A 23,908-nucleotide genomic window follows, 5' to 3' on the forward strand; every position below is an offset into this window, starting at 1 on the left:
CTAGCTCTTCTTCTTCAGGTATTCACCAAGATCAGATAGATCCCCGTACCATTTTTCTGTCTCATGATCTTCCAGCATGCCTATTCTTATCTTTTCCAGTATTCTCGAGTCAATCAGAGAATATGATATGCCTAGTCTTTTGCCTAGCAGATATGTAACCAGCACAAGGTTTGCAAGTATATCCTGCATGACATCCTGCCCCACCTTGGTACCCTTTAGAAGGTTCTGATATAATGATGCGACGGCAGTCAACAATTCGCTTTTTAAAAACTCAATTACTCTAATGTTTTTTGTAATGTCAGTATCCTGGTTCAACAAGTAAATCCCCCCAATACCTTTTGTACATTATATTATTATATCTATTATAGTCTTTGTATTTTGAAAATTTAGTCAAATCCTGCTTGTGAGACTTATTTTATATTACCACAATTAGTCAAGAGAGACAACAAATCAAAATACTCTATATCTCTTGGGACGACTAGTCTTATCGACCATATAACCGATGTTCTTCATTTAGCCTAATCCAGTTCTATAATTCGACAAAATTCTTGCAATACCTTCTGAAAAAGCCCTTTTAAATATTGGAATTAGCGGGTTTCAATGGTGCATGTACTAGTATTCCACTCTGACATCCTGAAATAACATCAATAAAAAAAAACCCGGAGGTTTTAGATACCTCCGAGTATTACTAACATTAATCTGTAGTAAATGGTAAGAAAGCTATATTTCTTGCTCTCTTTATAGCTATTGTAAGCTGTCTCTGGTGCTTTGCACAGTTTCCGGAAATTCTTCTTGGAATTATCTTTCCTCTTTCCGAGATAAATCTTCTAAGCTTGTTCACATCTTTGTAATCTATACTTTCAACTTTATCTATGCAAAAGTTACAAACTTTTTTCTTTGGCTTTCTCATCTTTCCGCCTGGTCTTTCGGATCTTTCACCGCCACCACGTCTATTCATCTATTTCCCTCCTATCTGTTAAAATGGAAGATCGTCCTCTTCCTCTGCAGGGTGGAAATCACCGTAATCTCCTGATCCGCCTTCATTTCCCTGCCCTTTAGCATCGGAACCTCTATCTAAGAAATCAACTTCATCTGCTATTACTTCTGTGGCATAATGCCTTTTACCGTCCTGATCATCCCAGCTTCTTGTCTGCAATCTTCCTGAAACAGCAACAAGCCTGCCCTTTTTTATGAACTTTCCGCAGTTCTCTGCGGATTTTCCAAATACAATTATCGGAATAAAGTCTGCTGTGGGTTGACCATCCTTTTTAAAGGTTCTGTCAACTGCGATAGTAAATTTAGCGATTGCTGTTTGATTATCTGCTGTATACCTGACTTCAGGGTCCTTTGTTAACCTACCTACAAGAGCGACTCTGTTCAACATAATCACACCGCCTAAATTATTTCTTCTTAATTACTCTTCTATTCTTATTATCATGTGTCTTAGAATGTCTTCTGTAATACCGAATACTCTATCGAGTTCCTTCGGAATAACCTGCGCTGCTTTGTATTTCATATATACATAAAAGCCTTCTCCGATATCGTCTATTAGATAAGCAAGCTTTCTTTTGCCCCAATCATCTATAGTTTCGATTTCGCCGTTTGATTCAATAATTGCCTTGAACTTTTCCTGAAGAGCTTTTACACCTTCTTCATCAACGGTCGGTTTAACTATGTATATAGTTTCGTACCTATTCATAAAATTCACCTCCTCCCCACGGACTGACGGCCCTATCTAAATATGATAGAGCGAGGATATTAACGCAATTATAGATTATAGCACGTTATTAAACTTTTTTCAACTATCTTGTATATTATTTTCTTCAGGAGCTGCGCTTTTTATAACTTTTTTTACAGACTTTTCAAACTTGGGTCTGGGAAGCATAACTATTCTACTGCAGCCTAGACATTTTATTTTAAAGTCCGCTCCCACTCTTATAACCTCCCACTGACTACTGCCGCATGGGTGCTGTTTTTTTGTTTCTACAATATCTCCTAGATTGAACTCCTTGGGGTAGTACATGTGCATCCCTCGCTTTAAACTTCTTTTTTATCGATTATGAACTTTTTAGGATAAGGTATTTCTATATTTTCTTCTTTAAATGCATCCAATATCAGCTTTCTCAAACTTCTTTCCATTTCCCAATGCAAAAGCGGCTTGGTCTCGACAATAGTTCTTATTACTACTTCCGTCTCGTTCAATTTTACTATTCCTAAGACTTCTGGCTGCTTTAGTATACCTTCCGGCCTGGATTTGTAATATCCTTCCGACAGATCCTTCAAAACATCGATGGCTTTTTGGACATCTGCAGTATAGGATACACCTATATCTATTATTGCAAGTGAGTTGCCTCTTGAATGATTGGTTACTGTCTTTACCTCGCCATTTGGAATTATATGCAGATCTCCGTTAAAAGCTCTTATCTTTGTTATCCGGAGTCCAATATCTTCGACAGTTCCCGTCATGCTTCCTATAGTTACATAATCACCTACTCCATATTGATCCTCAAACAATATAAAAAAGCCTGTAAAAACATCCTTGACCAGGCTCTGAGCTCCAAAGCCGACAGCAAGGCCTCCAAGTCCCGCTGTTGCAAGGAGAGGTGCGGTCGGTATGTCAAACACGTTCAATACCGATATTGCCATTATTATATAAACTGTATACTTTACAATACTCTTTAGTATCCCGGCAAGAGTCGTGGATTTCTTTTCATCCACTTTAAACTTAGGATACAGCTTGAAGAAGTTTATGATAATCCTATTGAATACGGAAATGGATATTCTGCCTATTATTATTACAATAACGGCCTTAATTACCATCATGGTGTAATAACTCAGCATCATACTGTCTATATCCATAAAAGCTTTTATTTCATTTATAATACTCTCCATAAAACACTCCAACCTATCCTATATTTATTACTTTTCCTGCAGAATTCATCTTCTCAATAATAGAGTACATATTTCCTATTATACCCACCTTAAGCTTATCCTTAAGCTGATAGAAGTCCAAGCAGGTTCCGCAGCTTACTATTTCCACCCCTGAGTCTTCAAGTTTTTTGATATTCTCGAGCACCAGAGAACCATCAGAGGTCAGCTTTACGCCGCTGTTCAGGAACATCACAGCCTTAGGCAGCGGAGTGGTCTCAGTCAATGCGTAGGTGTAGCTCTTCATAAGCACTTTTCCGAGCTCCTCATCTCCTTGGCCTAGTTTATCCGAGGTAATGACTATTACTATACTTTCTTCATTTCCTGCCGGCTTTTGAGTTCCAGCTGCTTTTCTTATTTTGATGTAATGGCAGCCCTTTTCCTCTGACACTTCATATTCATAATTCAAGTTCGCAGCCAAGCGTGAAACATTCTCTTTTGCAGTAATGTTGTCTACTATAGCCACTACTTCTCCTTCTGCTATTTCTTCGAGAGCCTTCTTGGTCAATATCACCGGCTGTGGGCACACAAGCCCTCTAGCATCAATTTCCTTCATTTTATCCTCCCTTATAATTTGCAAAATTGTTTTTCCACACTTATATTGCATTTTTTATTAAATTATATAATTAAAATTATAACATTATTTACTTTTTTTTAAAACAAAACACTCTTAAAGAGAGTATATATTTATAGGATGTGGAGTTAAAATTCTAAATCAAATATATTAAATAATTATTATATATATATCAATTTATGTACATAATTTATTAATAATATTAATACACGTATTGACATTGTTAATATTTGCACTATAATAAATTTATAATGAAAGTGTTAAAGAGGTGAAAATATGAAACGAGAAGTTATAGGCCAATGCCCTATATGCAATGGAGCCGTTGAAATAACTGAGGTGTCTTGCAATTCATGCAAGAGCACTATAAAGGGGCATTTCAAGCCCTGCAAGTTCTGCACTTTATCTCCGGAGAACAAGGATTTTGCAGAGATATTTATTAAGAACAGGGGAAACATCAAGGAAATTGAACGTGAGTTGGGTGTATCCTACCCAACCGTAAAGGGCAAGCTGGATTCACTCATTGCTTCCTTGGGCTATAAAAACCAGAGCAGTGATCCTGTTGACAAAAAAGATGTGCTGGAACGGCTTTACAAAGGTGAAATTACCTCTGAAGAAGCTGTCCGTCTATTAAATGGGTAGTCCCATCAGGACTAAATCAATGTATGCTTTAATAAATCAAAGCTAGGAGGAAAAAGTAATGGAAGAGAAAATGCTAATACTAAAAATGCTCCAGGAGGGTAAGATAACAACCGATGAAGCGGTGAAGCTTTTGGAGGCTCTTGAGAAAAGCAGCGCAAGCGCAGCACCATCCGGTTCAAGGATAAATGAAATCAAAGATGAACTTGCTGCTAAGTTAAACGAGATGAAAATTGATGAGAAGCTGAATAAGTTTGGTGAGAAGGCTACAAAGTTCGCTGAAACCTTAGGCGAAAAGGCAGGCAAGCTCGCAGGACAATTTGGCGAAAATATGAGCTCAGAGAAGATCAACAGTAATACCGAAAAATTCACAGAAGAGTTCGCAAAAAGAATGGAAAGCCTCGGACAGGATATTGCCGAATCCACATCAAAATTAGCAGACACCTTTGCAAGCCAATTGGGCGGATTGTTTGAAACCGGCTATGAAAAGTTCAAATATAGCAGCAGTTATAACTATCCTGTGACGGAAGGAGCCAGTCTCTACCTCAGAACAAATAATTTTTCAATAAAGGTTAACCCCACCGAGGCCAAGGAAATTGTAGTGAATTTATATGCCAACTCCAGTCTGCCTCAATTGGTAATTGATGAATATTTCAAAGCCATAGTTGATGGAAGCAGCTACAGACTTTCATCAGATTTCCCTGGTAGAACCTGGGGTAAGATAGAGGTTCAACTGCCAAAGGGAATGGAAATATTAAGCTTTTCCACAGACAACGCAAAATCCGAGATAAACGATATGCAAGCCAAACTCATAAATTGCAGTACTTCAAATGGTAGAGTGGTCATAGCAAGGTGCAGTGCAGATGAGATAGAAATACTTACTGATAATGAAAGAGTGCTTTTAGATGAGACTTCAGCAAGGACAGTAAATATAAGGACTTCAAACTCTAAAATTGCCATAGGGAATTGCCGCTTGGACAATGTAGATGCAAAGACGACCAATGGCTCAATTATGGTATCGACCTCTCGAAAGGGAGACTCTTTAAGCGCTAATTATATTCTCAGCACCTCCAACGGTAAAATTGATGTGGGGCTGGGTTCGTCAGAAGGCTTTGAGCACATGGTGGATGCACATACAACAATGGGCAGTATAACTGTTAACCTCGCAAATCTCACTTATTCAATGGATAAGAAGAGCATAGGCATGGAAAGTACTGCACAGGTAAAAAGCGAAGGCTTCGACACAGCCTCAAACAAGATTACGATTAAAGCCAATACCTCCAATGCACCGATAAATATCGAAAAAAGCTAATAAGAACTATTAAAACAGATTTAAAAAGGTAGAGCGTATTAAATACGTTCTACCTTTTTTTCTATTAACTATCCAACAATGGTATGCACTTATGGTAGCAGCCCTGTAATAGCCAAGGTGTACTTATACAAAGCTTGTTAATGGTACTTAGGAACGTAGCCTTAGAAACAGTCGTATGTGAGGCAAGGATGCCGAGCAAGCCTTCAAGGTCAAGGATGACCATTTGAAGGCGTTAGACTTTTCTTAGGCGAAGTGAGTTAGTACCATCAAGATTCGTATAGCTATACCGTGCTATACATGACTGCTCTATTGTTGCTAAACCCTTTTTTTCAACCTGTTTATCAATATCAGCAACCCTATCGCAATCAGCGCTAAAGGCCAGATATAATCCCACTTCAATAACACCATGTTCCATGTGATTACTTCAAAGTTAAAAGCATAAGACAATATTCCAATAAGCAGCAATATTGACGCGGGGATCAGCGGCCAACTGGACCTGCCCATGTAAGCTATGAAATATATCGCATAAAATGAGAAACCCAGCAGCAGGAATATAGATGAGCCAACAAGCCTGTCACTGAAGGTTCTAAGTAATATAAAGTATATCCCCAGGGCAGGGAGTATCATTCCCGGAAAGATAAAGCCCTGAATGTGTTTTCCGTAGTACATGAATATGAATATTATACCCAGTATTATAAGCACTGCTTCAAAAGTCACATCTATACGAAAGAATCTTATGTCACCCAAGATAGACATCAAGCCTATGACTGTAAATATGCCTCCAAAAATAATAAAGGGGTGTTCTCTCTTAGTATAATATGCATAAAGCAACCCTAAACCCAGAAAAAGTGTAAACATACTTCCGGTGCCGATGTGGAAATTTCTCAAATATATGGATATGCCAAGGAGTATTAGTACCACCCCTATGGTAGTGTTTCTTTTACTCATCTATGCGACAACTCCTTACTTCTTTAATAAATCCAGGGCAGCAGACCATATCCATCCAAGTATAAAATTATAAGTATAGAAGTACTTGGCAAAGGTTGATCCTTCTATTCCGTTTGCAATTGCTGAAAGAGGTTTGATTGCTGTAGCAGGTGTTATTATAGTAAAAATAAGCATGATGATAAGGACATTCCTTGCAACGCCAACGACTGCCCCTCCAATGCTATTTACTTCCCTTAGACCAGGTATTTCAACGACTCCAATCAAAAAACCCTCTGCGAAACCAAGTATTAATCTTACAACCAGAAAGATCATCAATACTGATATTGCATTTATTATTAGTACTGTGGCAAAAGAGTTCAAATCACTGGTAAAGTTTTTACTGATAGAAAAAACAGCGCTTTCTCCCACTGGTGCCAATATCATGCTTTTTGCAATGGCCTTTTCAGAAAGGAAGCTTGTTATTTTTTCTTCTATCGGAGTGTTTTCAACAAGAAATATTGTTACTGCCTTATAATAGGTTTTAGCTACCATAATCGATGCCAGTAGGCATATAATGCTGGATATGGACATCACAAGCCCTTTCCTCAAACCAGAAATGACTCCCAAGACAAGAATTGCAATTATTCCATAATCAACCCAATTCATAAGTGCCTCCTAATTAACTATTGATTGTACTCCAGCTGCTGGAGAGTTCTGTTCGATACTATATATAACTTATCGTCCGAAGTCATATATACTCTGTTTATATCTGTATTGGACTTAAATCGTGCTATAAGCTCACCTTTTACCGTGAGCACCATTAGTTCATCGTTATAGTATACTATCAGACTGCTTTTCATCGGATATAATCCAAGGGGAGCGGCATTTATCTCTACACGGCTTAACTCCCGCATATTTGCATCGTAGCAAATGGAATAATGCTTTCCTTTATCCTGCAGAGCTATGGTGACGATATAATCACCCATAGCTACATTGCTGATTTTTCCTTTTATTTTGGTTTCCTCTTGCAGACTTCCATCATTTTTAAATATGTATACTGCGTTCTCTCCCATGGCAAGCAGCTTATTGTTTTTGCTGTATTTGAGATTTGAGATTATCTTGTTGTCGAAATTCTGGGCCCAAAGTATATCTCCTTTGAAGTTATAGGTTATTATTTTAGTTTTTATTGCTTCTGCCGATGTGTCCAATACAGATATCGAAAAAGCGCTGCTCCCTACTGAGAAGGAAAGTACATGAGCATTTTCCACTGAAATGTTTCCAGCTTTACTGCCACTTTGTGTAAATACTTCTGCAATACTCCCTGTCATACCCTTGTACTCCACTAAGAAACTGCCATTGTCCTCGGTGAATATATCAATGACCTCATAGGGGGCTTTATAGGTCCACAATAGCTTTCCCTGAAGCGAGTAATAATTGATGTTATTCAGAGAATCTATAATGATTATGCTTTCTCCTGCCTCAGCCAGCTTCATTATTTTACCCGGGAGCCTCTGGCTCCACGTAACGTTTCCCTTTATATTCTTCACTCTCAAATTCGACCCTTGAGCCTCTACAAGCAAGTCCTTAACACAATATATAAGACTGCTGTTATTCGATACTGCCGCTACCGCCCCTGCAACTGACAGCTTTTCCTTCCCTTCCATTATGAAGGAGGATGTTTGTGCTGTTCTGCTGTTCACATACAAGAGAATTACAAGCACCAATATTGCTGCTAGCAGAAGAAATAGAGCAGTCTTTTTTTTTGCCCTTAAATTGCCCAAATTAAGCACCTCTCATAATATATACGAATGACTTCATAAATAATATTCACGAATAATTTAATATAAATCGTCCAAAGAAGATTAGATTGTTAAGTGCAGACATATTGGACAACTTATTTTTGTTGATTTGTTCTAGTAATATACTCTTGTGACTATCATAGATTATAAAACAATTATACAATAAATACTTGCTTGTCACACCTCATTTATTTTAAAACCGCTGAATTTACGTAATGTGTTTGGGTAATACTTTATATAAATATATTCATATAAAGGAGTTAGGAATGTTGAAGGTTAAATTTGAGCGAACGATTGATGTTAATAAACCCTATTCCTTTTCTTATTTTTGTAATTACTTTGAGGAATGCATGAACAAATTCTATGATGAGAGCTACAGCGATATTATAATTGTATGCATAGGAACTGACAGAGCAACCGGTGACTGCCTTGGACCTTTGATTGGCTATAAAGTAAAGGACATGAAATATTACAATGTACATGTATATGGAACCTTAGATGAGCCGGTACATGCAAAGAACCTTTGTGAATATATAGAGATTTTTAATAAATTTGATAATCCGTTCATTATAGCCATAGATGCATGCCTCGGCAGATTAGAAAGGATTGGTTTTGTAAATATTAAGGAAGGTCCATTATCTCCGGGATCAGGAGTGAATAAGAACCTACCCGCTATTGGACATGTAAATATCACAGGTATCGTAAATGTCGGGGGCTTCATGGAAATTATGATATTGCAAAATACACGTCTGAGTGTAGTAATGAATATGGCAAACCTCGTTGCCAACGGCCTTAAATATAATATGTGGAAAATGAATAAAAAGGTTACTATGCCTGATGTGTCGGTGGTAAATCAGCAAATTGCTTCCACGCTGAACGAGAATATATATGTCAACAATGATTACGCAAGCTCAACTGAAAAATAAAAGCGGCACACGCCGCTTTTATTTATTCTACCGCTTCATATATATCACAGAACTCCTTATGCCGATTCTTGAATATCTCCAATATCTGCGGATCGAAATGTTGTGGCATCACCCTTCCATCTCCTTTTGTAATTATATCAAAGGCAGTTGAGTGTCCATATGCAGGCTTGTATACCCTTTCAGTTCTGAGAGCGTCATATATGTCTGCCATCGCCACAATTCTGCCCGAAAGGGGAATTTCTTCTCCTGCCTTCCCGAATGGGTACCCTGAACCATCATACTTCTCATGATGACTTATAGCTATTTCAGATGCCATTGCAAGCTGTGGTGAATCACCTATTATCTTGGCGCCATAAATCGTATGGCTTTTCATTATATCAAACTCATCTATTGTAAGCTTGCCTGGCTTTATCAGTATGTTCTTTGGCACTGAGAGCTTGCCTACATCATGCATCTGTGCAGAGAATGCAATTGTATCCTTGAACTTCTTATCGAGCCTCAGACTCTCTGCTATCAGCTTGGAGTACGCATTCACCCTCTTTATATGCATTCCTGTGTCGTCGTCATTTACCTCCGAAGCTCTCGACAAGGCATTTACTGTATATATAAATGCAGAGTTTACTTTATTCATCTGACTGTATATGTTCTGAATGAGATTGTAGTTTATGCAGAGCTCCTTTATGATTCCTGCATCAAACTGTGAAACACTACTTTCATAGTTGACCCCTAGTATCGCTGTATCTGTTGTGATATAGCCGGCGAAGTTAGATATTTTTCCAAGTCTGCGCCTCAATTCTTCATCAAAAATACTTTCACTGCTATCCAAATCAGAGTGTTCCTGCTTGTCGCAGTTCATATAGAAGGCGTTTTCTAACTCACTAATTGAACCAAACAACTTATTTACATCCATAAGTGCTATAGCATCCTTATCCTTAACCATCACACCATCGCCGCACGAATATACCTCCACCGAAGTCGCATCTACTTGCCGGCTTGCAATTAATATGTTTCCAGGCATATTTATCAATTGCCCGTTATCAGTAAAAACACATTTTAAGAGCATATCTATAGACTCAAAATAAAGAAACTCATTGCCTATGAATTTCTTTAATAAGCTGTCTGTCTTGCTGTTTATCAGATCATTAATGCTGTAGCACTGCTTTATGCCAGTGTATTTACTCTTAAAGTCTGTAAAGATCTTTAATATATTAGGAAGGTTTGTCCCTATTTCTGACTTGTGCATGTAATATTCCATGGCTGCATCTACATAAGGCAGGGTCATCCTCTCTTTTGAATGCAGAGCCAGTACTGGAATATAATTGTCTGAATCTGACATGTATATTGATTTATATATGGTATAGTCATACTCGTCCAGGTCCACAATTATTGCTACAGGATTAAACTTATATATGTACATCATTAATTTTGTTTGATTAAATTTCTGTCGTGTTATTTCATACCTATTCAACAGTCTGCTGATTTTTAAATGAAGCTCCGAGTCATTTGTAAGTAGAAGTATATTTCCGGCGTAATGCATAAAGTGTCCTCCTCCAAATATTGCAACATATATGCTATTTATTTATAATTATTAATTATGATTCATATATATGAAATTTTACCAAATTTACATAATAAGAACCATACTATTATATGAAATGTTCTTTTTATTATGTAATATGTCACATTATGATGAAATTTGTTAATTTACATAAGCATACACACTCCGGTTGGAATGTGTATCTTATTAATAAGTTAAAAGAGCTAAGCGTGAGAAATGGTATTTTTCCCTCTATTCTTTGATTTATATAAGCCCTTGTCTGCTGCAGATATCAGGTCTTTTACCGTTTGTCCGTCATGGGGATAAGTCGATATGCCAATGGATACAGTGAACTTAGGATTGCTTGTCTCATTTACCTTCTTCTTGAAACGTTCGGCAACAAATTTGGCTTCGTTTTCTGCTAAGGATGGAAGTACTATTACGAACTCGTCTCCACCATACCTTCCCAGAAAATCAACCTCCCTAATATTGCTCGAGGCAATATTAGCAAGGGTCTTTAGGCACAAATCCCCTGTTACATGCCCCAGGGAATCATTTATAGTTTTAAAATTGTCTATATCAAACATAAGTATTGAAAAGACTTCTTCTTTTTTGCTGTTAATAATCTTCTCTATTATATTAAGTATGGTGATTTTATTAAAGGATTTGGTAAGCAGGTCTGTCTTGGACATCTCCAGCAGCCTTTCGTTTGACCGTTCTATTTCAAACACCCTTTTCTTTACCTCTTTGTTGAGAGAACGCTCCATTGTATCTATAAGCTTCTCTGACTCATCAATTCTTTTTATATAAGCATTATAGGTTGTTTTATAAAAGTAGAGAAAAAAGGCAGTGTAAGCGCTCATCTTGACAATAAGTGCTGCTTCCCTGACATATGCCTGTCCTTCAAAAAAACCTAACAGTATTCCTGCAAGCCATATGGACAATGGTATCATCAATTTTTGCTCAATGTTTCTTTTTTTAATGTATATTATTGCTGTACTGATGCATGCGGCTATTAATATATTCCGTACAATAACTGAAAAGGAAAAGTATATGAATTGCTCTGACTGAATTGAATATGCAGCAAGCAGTAAAGGAAAAATAACAATCATATATGTTTTTATATAATGGTTCTTTGTATTGTATGGATGAAGTAAAAGCAGGAGAATGCCTGCAGATAAACAAAACTCAGAAAGCGATAGTGCAAGACTTGCGGTCGTATCGGCAGAAAAAAGAAAAGTGAAACTGCATAAACCAAAAGGAATAAAGAAAACGAATCCCAAAAGCTTGAAGCGAGATACTGATTTATTCATGCTCATGGTATATACTACGTTGAGAAAAGAAGAGCACATTATTATTAGAAATAATATTTTGTCATATATATCAGTGTAATACATGGCGTGCCCCCTCCATTCATCATATTTCTAGCTATATAATATATCGAATAAACGAACTAAAAAGTTAAATATTATATTTCCTTTACATTTCGAGCCTTATAGTCGTTGAATTAATTATCTTTTTTTAATATTATTATACCATAATATAGTAATATTGTTTGAGAAATTTGTCAGTATTTGTGCTATGATAGTACCTCGTTATTATTCTTAAGTCTTTCTCCCGATGCAGAGACGATAGGATCAGCTAATTATAAATAGAAGAGTTTAAGCCCCTGCTTATATCAGAGGACTATAAACTCTTCTATCTAATATACGGATGATATCTTCTATTGATTTGTTTGTTACATTTACCAACAAAGCCCCATATGATATGTTTCCACTTATCGAAGCAGAAACTGCAGATGGAACATTATTTACCTCATAGTATGGATGTGTATCTACTTCTTTGTAGAGGACTGCGTCAGCGACCCTATTCTCTCCTATATAGAATACTTCATTACCCCTACTTTCAAGTTCCTCTTTGATGTTATCCAAATCTCTCTGTATAGCAATTACCATAAAAAAACACCTCCATATATTAGTATCCTATGAAGGTGTCATTTTTATTCTATATTTGAGTACCTTTCAAGCTCCTATTAAGTACCAATTCCTCTTCAACAGAAAGCGGATACTTAGATGTTCCTTTAGATATAGGCTTTGCATAGTTAACGGACTCATTCCTACCATATATACCCGTTATTATTATGCCGTCATTGAAATTATCAAGCATTGCAATAGAATAACTCAAATCACTTCCCGTATCACTAAACGCATTATATCTTACTATATTACACTTCTGAATGCCCTTATCCATTTGGTTCTTTAGATTTACAAGCTCCTCGTTCATTATGTTAACCCGTTCTACTGCTGCCTCAATGTCAGTAATATGATCCAGCAGCATGTTTTCGAAGTTTTTCCCAGAGGAACCTCTTGTAAACTTCTTATACTTTCCGGCCAACGAGGCAAATTTAAAAGATAATACTATGTTCCATATTAGTACGATTAAAATTAGAGTTATAATAGCAATAATAATTATATTACTGTACTCTCTTAATAAAGTTTCTAGTGTGCTCATTCTCTACTCCCCTATAATTCCTTTGTAATTTTATGAATAGCTGCTACTGATGCTTCAATCTGTTCTTTTGTGTTGAAATAGCCAAAGCTGAACCTAACAGTGCCCTGGCGCAATGTTCCCAACGTCTTGTGAGCGATGGGAGCACAGTGCAATCCCGATCTGGTTGCTATGTCAAAGGTCTGGTCCAGAATATAGCTTATTTCAGAGGACCCTATATCTGCAATGTTTATAGATACCACTGCCACCTGTTTTTCTATGTCTTTAGTTCCATATATCTTAACACTTTTTAGTTTTTCTAGCTCATATAAAAAATAGCGTGTTAGCTCTTGTTCATGTCTTCTTATATTGGCAATTCCCTTACTCTTTATAAAGCTTATACCTGCACACAGTCCAGCGATACCCGGGGTGTTGTGCGTGCCACTCTCATAGCGGTCCGGAAGAATGTCGGGCTGATACAGCGACTCGGATTTGCTGCCTGTGCCGCCTTCCTTCAAAGGATTCAATTCAAGCCCTTTTCTTATATATAACCCGCCTGTACCCTGCGGTCCCATTAAGCTTTTGTGACCAGTAAAAGCAAGCATGCTAATATTCATTTTATCCACATCAATTTCGCATACTCCTGCTGTCTGTGATGCATCAACAAGATATTCCAGGTTGTAACCCTTTGCTAAGCTCCCGATTTCTTTTATTGGAATAATTGTACCCACTATGTTAGAGGCGTGGGTGACAGCTATGAGCACTGTTTCCTTCCTTATTTCCTTTTCTATCTCACGGATATCTATTTCACCGTCCTTATTGCACTGAACAATAGTTGTTTCTATGCCTGATTGTTCAAGTGCCTTTAGAGGCCGCAGGACGGAATTGTGCTCCATACTGGTTGTTATTATATGGTTTCCTTTTTTCAGAAACCCTTTAAAAGCTAGATTCAATGCCTCTGTAGCATTATGAGTGAGTATAATCCTTTCGGGAGAATCGGAGTTAAATAACTCAGCTAATAACTCCCTTGCTTCAAGGATCACCCTTCCGGATTGGAGTGCCATCTTGTGCCCGCCCCTGCCAGGATTAGCGCAAAATCCCCTTAAGCAATCATCTACAGCTTTGTATACTGATTCTGGTTTTGGATATGTTGTTGCTGCATTATCGAAATATATCATGAATACTCCTTTGTTTCACGTGAAACATTTTATTACTGATACACAATATATAAATGATGCGTCTTAAGCAACGGGGAACGGGTACCACGGTTTTCCTTCGGAAAAACACTGAAATCCACTAAACACACGGTGGGAAAAATATTCTGAAACATAAGTAATAATCGATAAAGAGTAAGTATCAAAACTCTCTAATGTCGCTATATATTATATAAAATTAACCGTGCAATTCCGTAGGAATCCGTGGAACATCCGTGTGTTCAGTGGTATCCGTTCCTCCGTTCCCCTGTGTCACATTATTCTACATATATGTCATATTATCAATCTCGATTTATAGTATAATATCTTCTACCTTCTCTATTTTTGCGATTCCTCCGACAAATATACTTCCTGTATCCTTATCTGCTTTTGCATATATATTGCTGGGACTGCCCATGAAGTAACCCTGCTCAATTCTATAAGTCTTACTATAGTTAAAATTATTACTATTTCTTATAATGTAATATAACAATGATGCATTTGATGTTCCAGTGGCACTTTCCTCATCAATTCCTACTGCAGGTGCAAAATTTCTGCAACAAAAATCAGAATCGTGCCCAATTGTTTCACGTGAAACAACATGCATCCCTACAAGCTCATATTGCTTACAAATCTCAATCATTTCTTCCTTAAGAATATTCATATTCTTCAAAGTTTCAATTCCATCTACTTCTAATATAATATCCTTTAGGCCGGTTGATATTACGTCTACCAATGCATTTTTCCCTGCGATTATATTTGTTTTGTATAAATCAGTAGCTTTCATAATCGTCTCTATAGTTAATTGCATTATTACTTCTGGTCTTTCCATTTCTATTAGTATTTTATCGACTTCAAGCAACACTTTAAGCTCTCCAGCTTTGGTAAGGTGATACGCTGTTTTTTCCTTTAAATATCCAAGCTGCTTCAAAACTTGAAAAGATGCAAGTGCAGCATGCCCACATATATCAACTTCTTCAGTGGGAGTAAAATACCTGATGCTAAACTTGTTCTCTTCACTATTTTTAAAATCTATAAATGCAGTCTCGGAAAAATTATTTTTCTTTGCTATCTCAAGCATCTGCTGACAAGATAACCCCAAATTGTCAAAAACAACAGCTGCCTTATTGCCTCCACCGCCTTCTGATATAAACGAGCTAAGAATATATTGCTGCAATTTACGACCCCCTCTATAACGCATTTATATAGCTTATACGTAATTTTTTTCTCTAATAGTATTAACACTTTACCCTATAAAAAATAATCATTTATAGACAATTTAAAAAGGCCCTTATTTTTCCAATAAATCTACTATTCTATCAAGTTCTTCATTGCTGTAATATTCAATTTCTATTCTACCCCTATTTCTTTTATGCTGTATTGTTACTTTCGTACCAAGCGATGCTTTAAGCTTTTCTTCAAGCTGATTAATTTCCAATTGATACTTATCTGGTGGTGTATCGGTTTTTTCTTTGTGCTTTGTTTCCTGTGCCAGCTTTTCTATTTGTCTTACATTCAATTGCTGACTAATAATCTTCTCAGCCATTTCAAGTTGTTTCTTTTCTCCCTCTATTGCCAGTAAAGCTCTTGCATGGCCTTGAGATATTTTTCCCTCCGCAATCATGCTCTTTATATTCTGCGGCAACTGCAGAAGCCTAAGTGAATTGGCAATAGCCGGTCTGCTTTTGCCAATCTGCTTCGCAATTTCATCCTGTGTCATACTATATTCTTCAATAAGACTCTTATATGCCAATGCTTCTTCTATTGAGTTCAAATCTTCTCTTTGCAGATTTTCTATAAGAGCCAGCTCCATAACCTCAAGATTACTGCAGTCCTTTACTATCGCTGGTATAGTCTTTTTCTCTGCTAATCTGGAAGCTCTCCATCTTCTTTCCCCAGCTATTATCTGATAGCCGCTCCCTACCTGCCTTACTATTATTGGTTGAACAACGCCGTGTTCTTTTATTGATTCTGAAAGATCTGTAAGAGCCTGGTCGTCAAAAGCTTTTCTTGGCTGATTTTCATTGGGCTCAACATCAGTTATCTTTAATTCAATTATTGCATTCTGTATTTTTTCTTCATTTTCAGGTATTAATGCACCAAGTCCTTTTCCTAGTCCCCTTTTGTTGATCATTTATATCACATCCTCACATAAATCTATAAACTCATCTGCCAGATCCAAATATGCTTCTGCACCCTTTGATTTTAGATCGTATTCGATAATTGACATTCCAAAGCTTGGTGCTTCAGCAAGTCTGACATTTCTAGGAATCATCGTGGTGTATACCTTTCCTCTGAAGTACTTTTTCACTTCATCTACCACTTGAATAGAAAGATTTGTCCTTCCATCGAACATACTCAATACAACTCCCTCAATATCCAAGTCAGGGTTAAGCCCTTTCTTTACCAGCTTTATAGTATTCATCAGTTGGCTGACACCTTCCAGGGCATAGTATTCGCATTGTATGGGTATCAATACACTGTCTACTGCAGATAAAGCGTTTATCGATAGCAAACCCAGAGATGGCGGGCAGTCAATGAATATGTAATCAAACTCAGATTTTATGCTGTCCAAGCATTCCCGAAGCTTCAGCTCCCTTTTATTCATTTGTGTCAATTCAATCTCTGCACCTGCCAGTTGAACACTTGAAGGTATTATAAACAAGTTCTCTCTGCTTGTAGCCACAATACACTCTTTAGGGTTATCTCCATTTATCAGTACGTCATAGATAGTTTTCTCCAGAGTAGTTTTGTCAATCCCAACTCCACTGGTTGTATTGCCCTGGGGGTCTATGTCAAGCATAAGGACCTTCTTGCCTTTGCTTGCCAAACATGCCGACAAATTAACGACAGTCGTAGTTTTTCCTACGCCACCCTTCTGGTTAAAGACAGCTATTGATTTAGACATCGCGTACACCTCACAAGTTATTTGTTTCGCACTAACTCCTTTAATAATGTACCCTGCAATAGCATCTGCTTATAGCTGCAGGGCCCACCATCAAGAAGTGGATTATTAACATTTTGATTGTATATAAAGCAGTGATATTAAAAAGCACTGGTTTAATAGTGCGAAACGTTTTCATTAATGCTATAAATCGCAACTATTCTAAGGATTCTTTTAATGCGATTTATATCTTACATTTAGATTTATTTCCTCATTTTTCGTCAAGTTATATATTCTAATAATATAATAAACTATTAATATATTAAAGGCATTTCGAATAAATATATTGTGAACTATATGTTTCGCACTAAATCCTTTGCAAAACAGTTCAATAGTGCGAAACATTTTCCTTGATGTTATAAATCGCTTCTATTCAAAGTGAGCTTCTTGTGCGATTTATATAGTCTTTTGCGTAAAACTTCCATATCTATACTATAACAGATTGAAAATATAAATTAAAGAACGTGCCTTTTCATTAGGCTGTATACAATAGAAATAAGGAGGACTAAAATGTTAAAAACTGTAATGTACACTTTTTTCCTGGTCTTTATCGCCGAGCTTGGTGACAAGACACAGCTCGCTACCATGCTGCTATCAGCAAAGTCAAACTCCTTAATAACTGTATTCATTGGTTCAAGCCTTGCATTGATATGTTCATCATTCATTGGGGTCTTTGCTGGAGCTTATATAACCAGGTATATACCTCCACATTATATTCAAAACTCAGCAGGTGTTCTATTCATAGCAATGGGGATACTCATATTGTCCGGAAAGTTATAATGGGGAACTCATTAAAAAAGGAACGCATTCAATTCAATGCGTTCCCTACATTATATGTTTTTGGGTATTCTCATTGTAACTTCTATAAACTCTCCTTTATCAACCTGACCGTATTCAACCATGCAGCCTGCTTTGAGGATTTCTTTATAAGCATTCTTCAAAGTATTTACGTATATAGTATATTGCATTTTCCCTTTTATTCGGCTCTTCTTTGGTTCCTCCGATGCAGCAGCTGCTTCATTCAGCATCTTTTCTACCAATTCCTCGGATTTCTTAACATTAAGAGACTTCTTTAGTATGCTCTGAAGGACCTTTTCCTGAAGAATATCATCCGGAAGCTTTAGAAGTGCCCTTGCATGTCTTTCGGTCAGATCGTTTTGAAGAATTGTTTTTTTGATATTGCTGTTAAGCTTTAATAACCTAAGCTTATTAGCTACTGTAGATTGCTTCTTCCCTACTTTTTTAGCAAGCTCCTCCTGGGTCATTCCGTGATCATTTATTAAGTTATGGTAACCTTCTGCTTCCTCCATAAAATTCAAATCTTCTCTTTGAAGGTTTTCTATCAGCGCAATAACTGCAGAATCCTGCTCAACTACCTCTATAACTAATGCCGGTACAAAGCTCATACCAGCAAGCTTTGATGCCCTAAGTCTTCTCTCGCCGGAAACCAACTCATAACCACCTTCACCGATTTTCCTTACGTTTAAAGGCTGCAGCACTCCATATTCCTTAATAGATGCAGCTAACTCCTCAAGGGACGATCCGCTGAATTCCTTTCTTGGCTGATACGGGTTAGGCGCTATTATATCGATTGGTATATTGATTATTGCCTTATTGTCATTCAAGTTTCTCATTCCTCTCTTAACCGCATAGGTTCTATTAACTTATTCGCCATAGCCTCCAGACTTCCTCCATGCGAAAGGCTGATTTTACTCGTATTCAGCTAATTATTTTCCTACAAATTTCTAGCTTTTCACTTATTTTATCGGACTTGCTGCTGGTTTTCCCGGCTTCCTGGGGTATTTTGTCGGTGTAGCTGTAACTTTCTCGATTACTATTATGTTATGTTTAATATCACTGAAGGGCAGCTGGTACTCCCTTACTTCCCTTACCTTGCCGCCCAGTATTTTAATGGCCGAATCTGCTTCCTTCATTTCATCCTTGATATCCGGACCCTTTTGGCAGAGGAAGAAACCTCCAACCTTAGCTAAAGGTAAGCAGTATTCACATAAAACATTCATAGCTGCAACAGCCCTGGACAGCACAATGTCATAAGCCTCCCGATGATCCTTGCTGCTGCCCGCTTCTTCCGCCCTGGAATGTACAATATTAATATTCCTAAGGTTAAGCTTTTTTGCCACATCATTCAAATAGATGATCCTCTTGTTCAGTGAATCCAAAAGTGTCATTTTTAAATCATCTTTGAGAATCTTCAGTGGAACACCTGGAAATCCAGCGCCTGTACCAACATCAATTACTGCCATGCCATTTTTAATATAACCGGTTGATAAACAGGTAACCGAATCAAGAAAATGCTTTATAACGACTTCTCTCTCTTCTGTTATAGCTGTGAGGTTCACCTTTTCATTCCATTCCAGCATTATCTTCATAAAAGTCAAAAGCCTTTCAACTGTTTCATGTGAAACATCCACTCCAAGCTCCTTCATTCCATTAATCAGTACTTCCTTGTTTTCCAGCTTGCTCACCCTTTCTTTCCCTTCTCTTCTGCTCTATATATATCATCAGCACTGACACATCTGCCGGCGAAACCCCGGAAATCCTTGAGGCCTGGCCCAAATTTGCAGGATTGATATTATTCAACTTCTGCCTTGCCTCAAGTGATAGTCCTTTAATGATCGTAAAATCAATATCTTGAGGCACTTTCTTATTCTCAAGCTTCTTGAACTGTTCAGCTTGCTGAAGCTGTCTCTTAATATATCCTTCATACTTTATTACTATCTCTATTTCCTCAGCAGTCTCTCTATCTAATTCAGGCATAGCCTCGTCAATTCCCTTTAAGGAGTTATAAGTAATCTCCGGTCTCTTCAAAAGCTCATAAAGACTTATGCCACCTTTTATTTCTGCACTCTCCATCTTTGTCAGATACTCTCTTACCTTATCATTCATTGAAATGTTCTTCTTCTTCATTCTATTTAACTCTAAATCAATTTTTTTCTTCTTCTCAATAAATCTATTATATCTATCCTCGGACACCAATCCTATATCGTACCCCTTCTGCGTAAGTCTCAAGTCTGCATTATCCTGCCGTAAAATAAGCCTGTATTCAGCTCTGGAGGTCATTAGTCTGTATGGCTCATTGGTTCCTTTTGTCACAAGGTCGTCAATAAGGACTCCTATATAAGCTTCCGATCTGTCCAGAATAAGCGGTTCTTCAACTTTAAGCTTAAGGGCTGCATTTATTCCTGCTATTATCCCTTGGGCAGCAGCTTCCTCATACCCTGAAGTGCCGTTTATCTGACCTGCAAAGAACAAGCCCGATATTTTCTTGTGCTCCAGATTCAATTGAAGCTGTGTTGGATCTATGCAATCATATTCAATGGCATAGGCCGTTCTCATCATATGGCAGTCTTCCAGGCCTTCCACACTGTGCAGAACATCAAGCTGCACGTCCTCCGGCAAGCTTGAGGACATTCCCTGAACATACATCTCTCTGGTATTCAGTCCCTCCGGCTCAATAAATATCTGATGCTCATCTTTATCTGGAAAGGTTATTATTTTAGTCTCTATAGAAGGACAATATCTCGGACCGACACCTACTATATCTCCGGTATAAAGAGGTGATCTTTCAATATTCTTTCGTATAATATCATGGGTTCCTTTATTCGTATATGTAAGATAGCATGGCAGCTGATCTATATCCATTTCACCAGTCATGAAAGAAAAGGTGTTAATATCATAATCTCCAGGCTGCTCTGCCATCTTGCTGAAATTCACCGTCTTACCATCTATTCTGGCAGGAGTTCCTGTTTTGAATCTCATCAGCTTTACTCCCAACGCTTCAAGGCAGTCTGAAAGCTTAGCAGCAGGAAATAGCCCATTAGGTCCTCCGTCATAGCTTACCTCTCCTATAACTACTTTTCCTTTCAGATAAACGCCCGCAGCCAGAATTACACATTTGCATTTAAAAATTGCTCCAAGACTAGTCACAACTCCTGTTACACTACCATTTTCAACATCAATTCTGACTATTTCGGCTTGCTTAATTTGCAGGTTTTCTTGGTTTTCCATAACACTTTTCATTCTATCCTGATACATCTTCTTATCCACTTGTGCCCTTAACGCCCTTACGGCAGGACCCTTCTTAGTGTTCAGCATTCTAATCTGCAGCATTGTCTTGTCAGTATTTACTCCCATTTCTCCGCCTAGGGCGTCCAGTTCCCTCACAAGATTTCCCTTTGCCGGACCACCTATAGAGGGATTGCATGCCATCATTGCAATACTGTCAAGATTCATTGCCGTGGCAAGAGTCTTCATTCCCATTCTTGCGGATGCCAGAGCAGCTTCACTTCCTGCATGTCCTGCCCCAATTACTACAATATCATATTCGCCTGCTAAATATTCCACAGTCTCACCCCTATTTACCTATACAGAATTTACTAAAAATCTCTTTCATAATATCTTCCTCGACAGTGTCTCCTGTTATTGCTCCAAGGCAGCTCCAAGCCTCCCTTATGTCCACAGATATCAAATCAATCGGTATTTCATCCTCAATAGAGGAAAGCGCCCTATCCATATTCTCCAAAGCTCTATCCAGAAGACTCTTATGTCTTATACTGGTAACCATGCTATTCTTGTTTGTGCTCAGTTTGCCTTGGAATACAAGCCCTTTTATTCGCTCTTCAAGAATGTCTATCCCAAACTGGTCTTTCACAGACATTTTAATAACATTATCCTGTCCGAACAATTCTGTTAAATATTTTATGTCTATAGCCAATCCCAAATCAATCTTATTCAATACAGCTATTACTTTTTTAGTTTTTAATAATTCAATTATCTGATTATCCTCTTGGAGCAGCTGATGGGAAGCATCCAGTACAAATATCACGAGATCCGAACTGCTAATTGCCTCCTTCGTCCTCTCTACCCCTATTCTTTCAACGATATCCTCTGTCTCTCTGATACCCGCAGTATCAATAAGCCTTAATAGTACTCCGCCTATGTTTAGATATTCCTCTATTATATCTCTTGTTGTCCCCGGAACCTCAGTCACTATGGCCCGATTTTCCTTTAAAAGAACATTAAGAAGTGATGACTTGCCAACATTTGGACGTCCTGCTATTGTTGTTCTCAATCCGTCTCTCACAATTTTGCCTTCATCAAAGGTTTCAACCAAGGCTGAAGCAGAAGCCCTTGCTTCCATAAGAAGATCCTTTATATTGCTAATCGTCATTTCTTCAACATCATGCTCCGGAAAATCTATTGAAGCTTCTATATGCGCCAGCATTGAAAGAAGCTTATCCATTATGCTCCTTACAGCTCTGGAGAGTTCTCCCTCCAGTTGGTTCAGCGCTGCGTTAAGCCCTGTCTCTGTCTTTGAGGTTATCACATCAATTACAGCTTCTGCCTGTGCCAAATCTATTCTTCCATTTAAAAATGCCCTCTTAGTGAATTCACCCGGCTCTGCAATATCTGCACCGTTTCTCAATACCTCTTGCATAATCCTTCTGACAGGTACAATACCGCCATGGCAGTGCAGCTCTACAACATTCTCAGTAGTATATGAATATGGCTTTCGCATAATAATTGCAAGTACTTCGTCCAAAATCATTCCGTTCTTGTCAACCGCATGACCATATGTCACTGTTCTTGAAGAGATTTTATCTATATCAATATTCTTTTTGGGTTTGAATACCTCTTTTAATATTTCAATGGATCTTTCCCCGCTTATTCTAACTATGCCTATACCGGCTTCTCCCGGTGCTGTAGCTATAGCAGCTATTGTCTTCTCAATCATAATAATATTCTCCTTCGAGACGGCATTTTTATCTTTATTATTGTATATGATGGCTTATTTATGTACTTTCTTATGCTATTATATATTACTGCGTGCAATAATGGAAATAAAATCTATCCGGAATCAAGCTTAAACACATAGCAAAAAATCATAAGACCCAGTACTTATGTACCGGGTCTTTATATATTACTTAAGTGATATTATGACCTTTCTATATGGTTCTTCCCCTTCACTAAAGGTTGTAATATCCTCAAATTCCTGAAGAGTTGAATGTATTATTCTTCTTTCGTATGGGTTCATAGGCTCAAGTTCAACATTCTTACCAGTCTTTTGAACTCTCTCTGCCAATCTCTTGGCAAGTCTTTGAAGCGTTTCTTCCCTCTTCTTTCTGTAGTCCTCAGTATCAAGAATTACCTTGACAAAGCTGTCTCTTTCCTTATCCTTATTAACCACCAGACTAACAAGATATTGAAGAGAGTCAAGGGTCTGCCCTCGTCTTCCTATAATGACACCCATTTTGGGTCCAGCCAGATTTATATAAAAGCCTTCATTCGTATCTCGAATTCTAATCTCTGCCTTTATATCCATTGACTCTAATACGTCCCTTAAAAACTTTTTTGCCTTTTCCTTCTCGAGCGTTAAATCTGTTATTCTTGGCTCTTTATTCTCTGCTCTCTTTTCTGTTTTCTTCTCACGAGCTTTATTCGGAGCCTTTTCTTCCTTAATTGATACTTTTACTTTTGCAAGCTTAGAACCAATACCAAATATCCCTTTAGTCGGCTTTTCCAGTACCTCAATCTCCACGTTTTCCTTGTCAGCCTTTAATTCTTCTAAAGCTAATTTAACAGCTTCATCTATTGTCTTTGCTGACTTTTCTATCATCACCATTT

The 23,908-nt window shown here is 37.7% G+C and carries 27 protein-coding genes; 4 read left to right on the forward strand and 23 right to left on the reverse strand.

What is annotated here, in order from left to right:
• The 7 genes from VEB00_04350 to yedF form a co-directional block, all read right to left on the reverse strand.
• Positions 1-318, reverse strand: coding sequence for a MazG-like family protein (locus VEB00_04350; protein ID HYF82242.1), 318 nt, complete (start codon positions 316-318; stop codon positions 1-3).
• Positions 319-694: 376 nt separating this feature from the next.
• A complete protein-coding gene (gene rpsR / locus VEB00_04355) occupies positions 695-958 on the reverse strand; it encodes a 30S ribosomal protein S18 (protein ID HYF82243.1) in 264 nt (87 codons plus the stop codon).
• An 18-nt stretch (positions 959-976) separates the two neighbouring features.
• Positions 977-1,384, reverse strand: coding sequence for a single-stranded DNA-binding protein (locus VEB00_04360; protein ID HYF82244.1), 408 nt, complete (start codon positions 1,382-1,384; stop codon positions 977-979).
• 30 nt (positions 1,385-1,414) lie between these two features.
• A complete protein-coding gene (gene rpsF, locus VEB00_04365) occupies positions 1,415-1,699 on the reverse strand; it encodes a 30S ribosomal protein S6 (GenBank protein HYF82245.1) in 285 nt (94 codons plus the stop codon).
• 99 nt (positions 1,700-1,798) lie between these two features.
• Positions 1,799-2,023 (reverse strand): DUF951 domain-containing protein, encoded by a 225-nt coding sequence (locus VEB00_04370; GenBank protein HYF82246.1) that lies wholly within the window; start codon positions 2,021-2,023, stop codon positions 1,799-1,801.
• 14 nt (positions 2,024-2,037) lie between these two features.
• On the reverse strand, positions 2,038-2,892 hold the full coding sequence (locus VEB00_04375) for a mechanosensitive ion channel family protein (protein ID HYF82247.1): 855 nt from the start codon (positions 2,890-2,892) through the stop codon (positions 2,038-2,040).
• Between the two features lie 13 nt (positions 2,893-2,905).
• Positions 2,906-3,484, reverse strand: coding sequence for a sulfurtransferase-like selenium metabolism protein YedF (gene yedF, locus VEB00_04380; GenBank protein HYF82248.1), 579 nt, complete (start codon positions 3,482-3,484; stop codon positions 2,906-2,908).
• A 294-nt stretch (positions 3,485-3,778) separates the two neighbouring features.
• Here yedF and VEB00_04385 point away from each other — a divergent pair, with 294 nt between their 5' ends.
• Together VEB00_04385 and VEB00_04390 are read left to right on the forward strand one after the other, a co-directional pair.
• Positions 3,779-4,141, forward strand: a complete 363-nt coding sequence (locus tag VEB00_04385) for a DUF2089 domain-containing protein (GenBank protein HYF82249.1) — start codon at positions 3,779-3,781, stop codon at positions 4,139-4,141.
• Between the two features lie 58 nt (positions 4,142-4,199).
• A complete protein-coding gene (locus tag VEB00_04390) occupies positions 4,200-5,450 on the forward strand; it encodes a DUF4097 family beta strand repeat-containing protein (protein ID HYF82250.1) in 1,251 nt (416 codons plus the stop codon).
• A 315-nt stretch (positions 5,451-5,765) separates the two neighbouring features.
• Here VEB00_04390 and VEB00_04395 read toward each other — a convergent pair whose 3' ends face one another.
• Genes VEB00_04395 through VEB00_04405 form a run of 3 tightly spaced genes read right to left on the reverse strand, consistent with a single transcriptional unit; the run spans position 5,766 to position 8,158 of the window.
• A complete protein-coding gene (locus VEB00_04395; GenBank protein ID HYF82251.1) occupies positions 5,766-6,398 on the reverse strand; it encodes a hypothetical protein in 633 nt (210 codons plus the stop codon).
• Between the two features lie 15 nt (positions 6,399-6,413).
• Positions 6,414-7,043: a CvpA family protein gene (locus VEB00_04400; GenBank protein HYF82252.1), complete on the reverse strand. Its 630-nt coding sequence runs from the start codon at positions 7,041-7,043 to the stop codon at positions 6,414-6,416.
• A 17-nt stretch (positions 7,044-7,060) separates the two neighbouring features.
• Entirely contained in the window at positions 7,061-8,158 is a 1,098-nt protein-coding gene (locus VEB00_04405; protein ID HYF82253.1) for a DUF5711 family protein, read from the reverse strand.
• A gap of 284 nt (positions 8,159-8,442) precedes the next feature.
• On the opposite strand from VEB00_04405, the gene yyaC reads away from it, so the two are divergent.
• On the forward strand, positions 8,443-9,102 hold the full coding sequence (yyaC, locus tag VEB00_04410) for a spore protease YyaC (protein HYF82254.1): 660 nt from the start codon (positions 8,443-8,445) through the stop codon (positions 9,100-9,102).
• Positions 9,103-9,124: 22 nt separating this feature from the next.
• On the opposite strand, the gene VEB00_04415 is transcribed toward yyaC, so the two are convergent.
• The 8 genes from VEB00_04415 to VEB00_04450 all read right to left on the reverse strand — a co-directional run bounded on the left by VEB00_04415 (position 9,125) and on the right by VEB00_04450 (position 17,227).
• On the reverse strand, positions 9,125-10,639 hold the full coding sequence (locus VEB00_04415; GenBank protein ID HYF82255.1) for an HD domain-containing phosphohydrolase: 1,515 nt from the start codon (positions 10,637-10,639) through the stop codon (positions 9,125-9,127).
• A gap of 224 nt (positions 10,640-10,863) precedes the next feature.
• A complete protein-coding gene (locus VEB00_04420) occupies positions 10,864-12,036 on the reverse strand; it encodes a GGDEF domain-containing protein (protein HYF82256.1) in 1,173 nt (390 codons plus the stop codon).
• Positions 12,037-12,312: 276 nt separating this feature from the next.
• Positions 12,313-12,594 (reverse strand): YkuS family protein, encoded by a 282-nt coding sequence (locus tag VEB00_04425; GenBank protein HYF82257.1) that lies wholly within the window; start codon positions 12,592-12,594, stop codon positions 12,313-12,315.
• A gap of 49 nt (positions 12,595-12,643) precedes the next feature.
• Complete coding sequence (locus tag VEB00_04430; protein ID HYF82258.1) at positions 12,644-13,150, reverse strand: DUF4446 family protein; 507 nt, start codon at positions 13,148-13,150, stop codon at positions 12,644-12,646.
• An 11-nt stretch (positions 13,151-13,161) separates the two neighbouring features.
• The gene (locus VEB00_04435; GenBank protein ID HYF82259.1) at positions 13,162-14,304 is read right to left on the reverse strand and encodes an aminotransferase class V-fold PLP-dependent enzyme; all 1,143 of its coding nucleotides are present in this window, start codon (positions 14,302-14,304) and stop codon (positions 13,162-13,164) included.
• 328 nt (positions 14,305-14,632) lie between these two features.
• On the reverse strand, positions 14,633-15,496 hold the full coding sequence (locus VEB00_04440; protein ID HYF82260.1) for a PhzF family phenazine biosynthesis protein: 864 nt from the start codon (positions 15,494-15,496) through the stop codon (positions 14,633-14,635).
• Between the two features lie 114 nt (positions 15,497-15,610).
• Positions 15,611-16,453 carry a ParB/RepB/Spo0J family partition protein gene (locus VEB00_04445; GenBank protein HYF82261.1) on the reverse strand — a complete coding sequence of 281 codons (843 nt, stop codon included), beginning with the start codon at positions 16,451-16,453 and terminating at the stop codon, positions 15,611-15,613.
• Positions 16,454-17,227 (reverse strand): AAA family ATPase, encoded by a 774-nt coding sequence (locus tag VEB00_04450; protein HYF82262.1) that lies wholly within the window; start codon positions 17,225-17,227, stop codon positions 16,454-16,456.
• Positions 17,228-17,773: 546 nt separating this feature from the next.
• On the opposite strand from VEB00_04450, the gene VEB00_04455 reads away from it, so the two are divergent.
• Positions 17,774-18,043 carry a TMEM165/GDT1 family protein gene (locus VEB00_04455; protein ID HYF82263.1) on the forward strand — a complete coding sequence of 90 codons (270 nt, stop codon included), beginning with the start codon at positions 17,774-17,776 and terminating at the stop codon, positions 18,041-18,043.
• A gap of 50 nt (positions 18,044-18,093) precedes the next feature.
• Here the strand turns inward: VEB00_04455 and noc are convergent, their stop codons facing one another.
• From noc to jag, 5 genes are all read right to left on the reverse strand, one after another.
• Complete coding sequence (noc, locus tag VEB00_04460; protein ID HYF82264.1) at positions 18,094-18,897, reverse strand: nucleoid occlusion protein; 804 nt, start codon at positions 18,895-18,897, stop codon at positions 18,094-18,096.
• A gap of 123 nt (positions 18,898-19,020) precedes the next feature.
• The gene (gene rsmG, locus VEB00_04465) at positions 19,021-19,749 is read right to left on the reverse strand and encodes a 16S rRNA (guanine(527)-N(7))-methyltransferase RsmG (protein ID HYF82265.1); all 729 of its coding nucleotides are present in this window, start codon (positions 19,747-19,749) and stop codon (positions 19,021-19,023) included.
• Complete coding sequence (gene mnmG / locus VEB00_04470) at positions 19,715-21,628, reverse strand: tRNA uridine-5-carboxymethylaminomethyl(34) synthesis enzyme MnmG (GenBank protein HYF82266.1); 1,914 nt, start codon at positions 21,626-21,628, stop codon at positions 19,715-19,717. Before mnmG ends, rsmG begins: the two co-directional genes overlap by 35 nt.
• Positions 21,629-21,638: 10 nt before the next feature.
• The gene (gene mnmE / locus VEB00_04475; protein HYF82267.1) at positions 21,639-23,018 is read right to left on the reverse strand and encodes a tRNA uridine-5-carboxymethylaminomethyl(34) synthesis GTPase MnmE; all 1,380 of its coding nucleotides are present in this window, start codon (positions 23,016-23,018) and stop codon (positions 21,639-21,641) included.
• A 186-nt stretch (positions 23,019-23,204) separates the two neighbouring features.
• Positions 23,205-23,906: an RNA-binding cell elongation regulator Jag/EloR gene (jag, locus tag VEB00_04480; protein ID HYF82268.1), complete on the reverse strand. Its 702-nt coding sequence runs from the start codon at positions 23,904-23,906 to the stop codon at positions 23,205-23,207.
• Positions 23,907-23,908: the final 2 nt, after the last annotated feature.

This window comes from Clostridia bacterium (genome assembly GCA_035628995.1).
Taxonomy (GTDB): Bacteria; Bacillota; Clostridia; order Lutisporales; family Lutisporaceae; genus BRH-c25.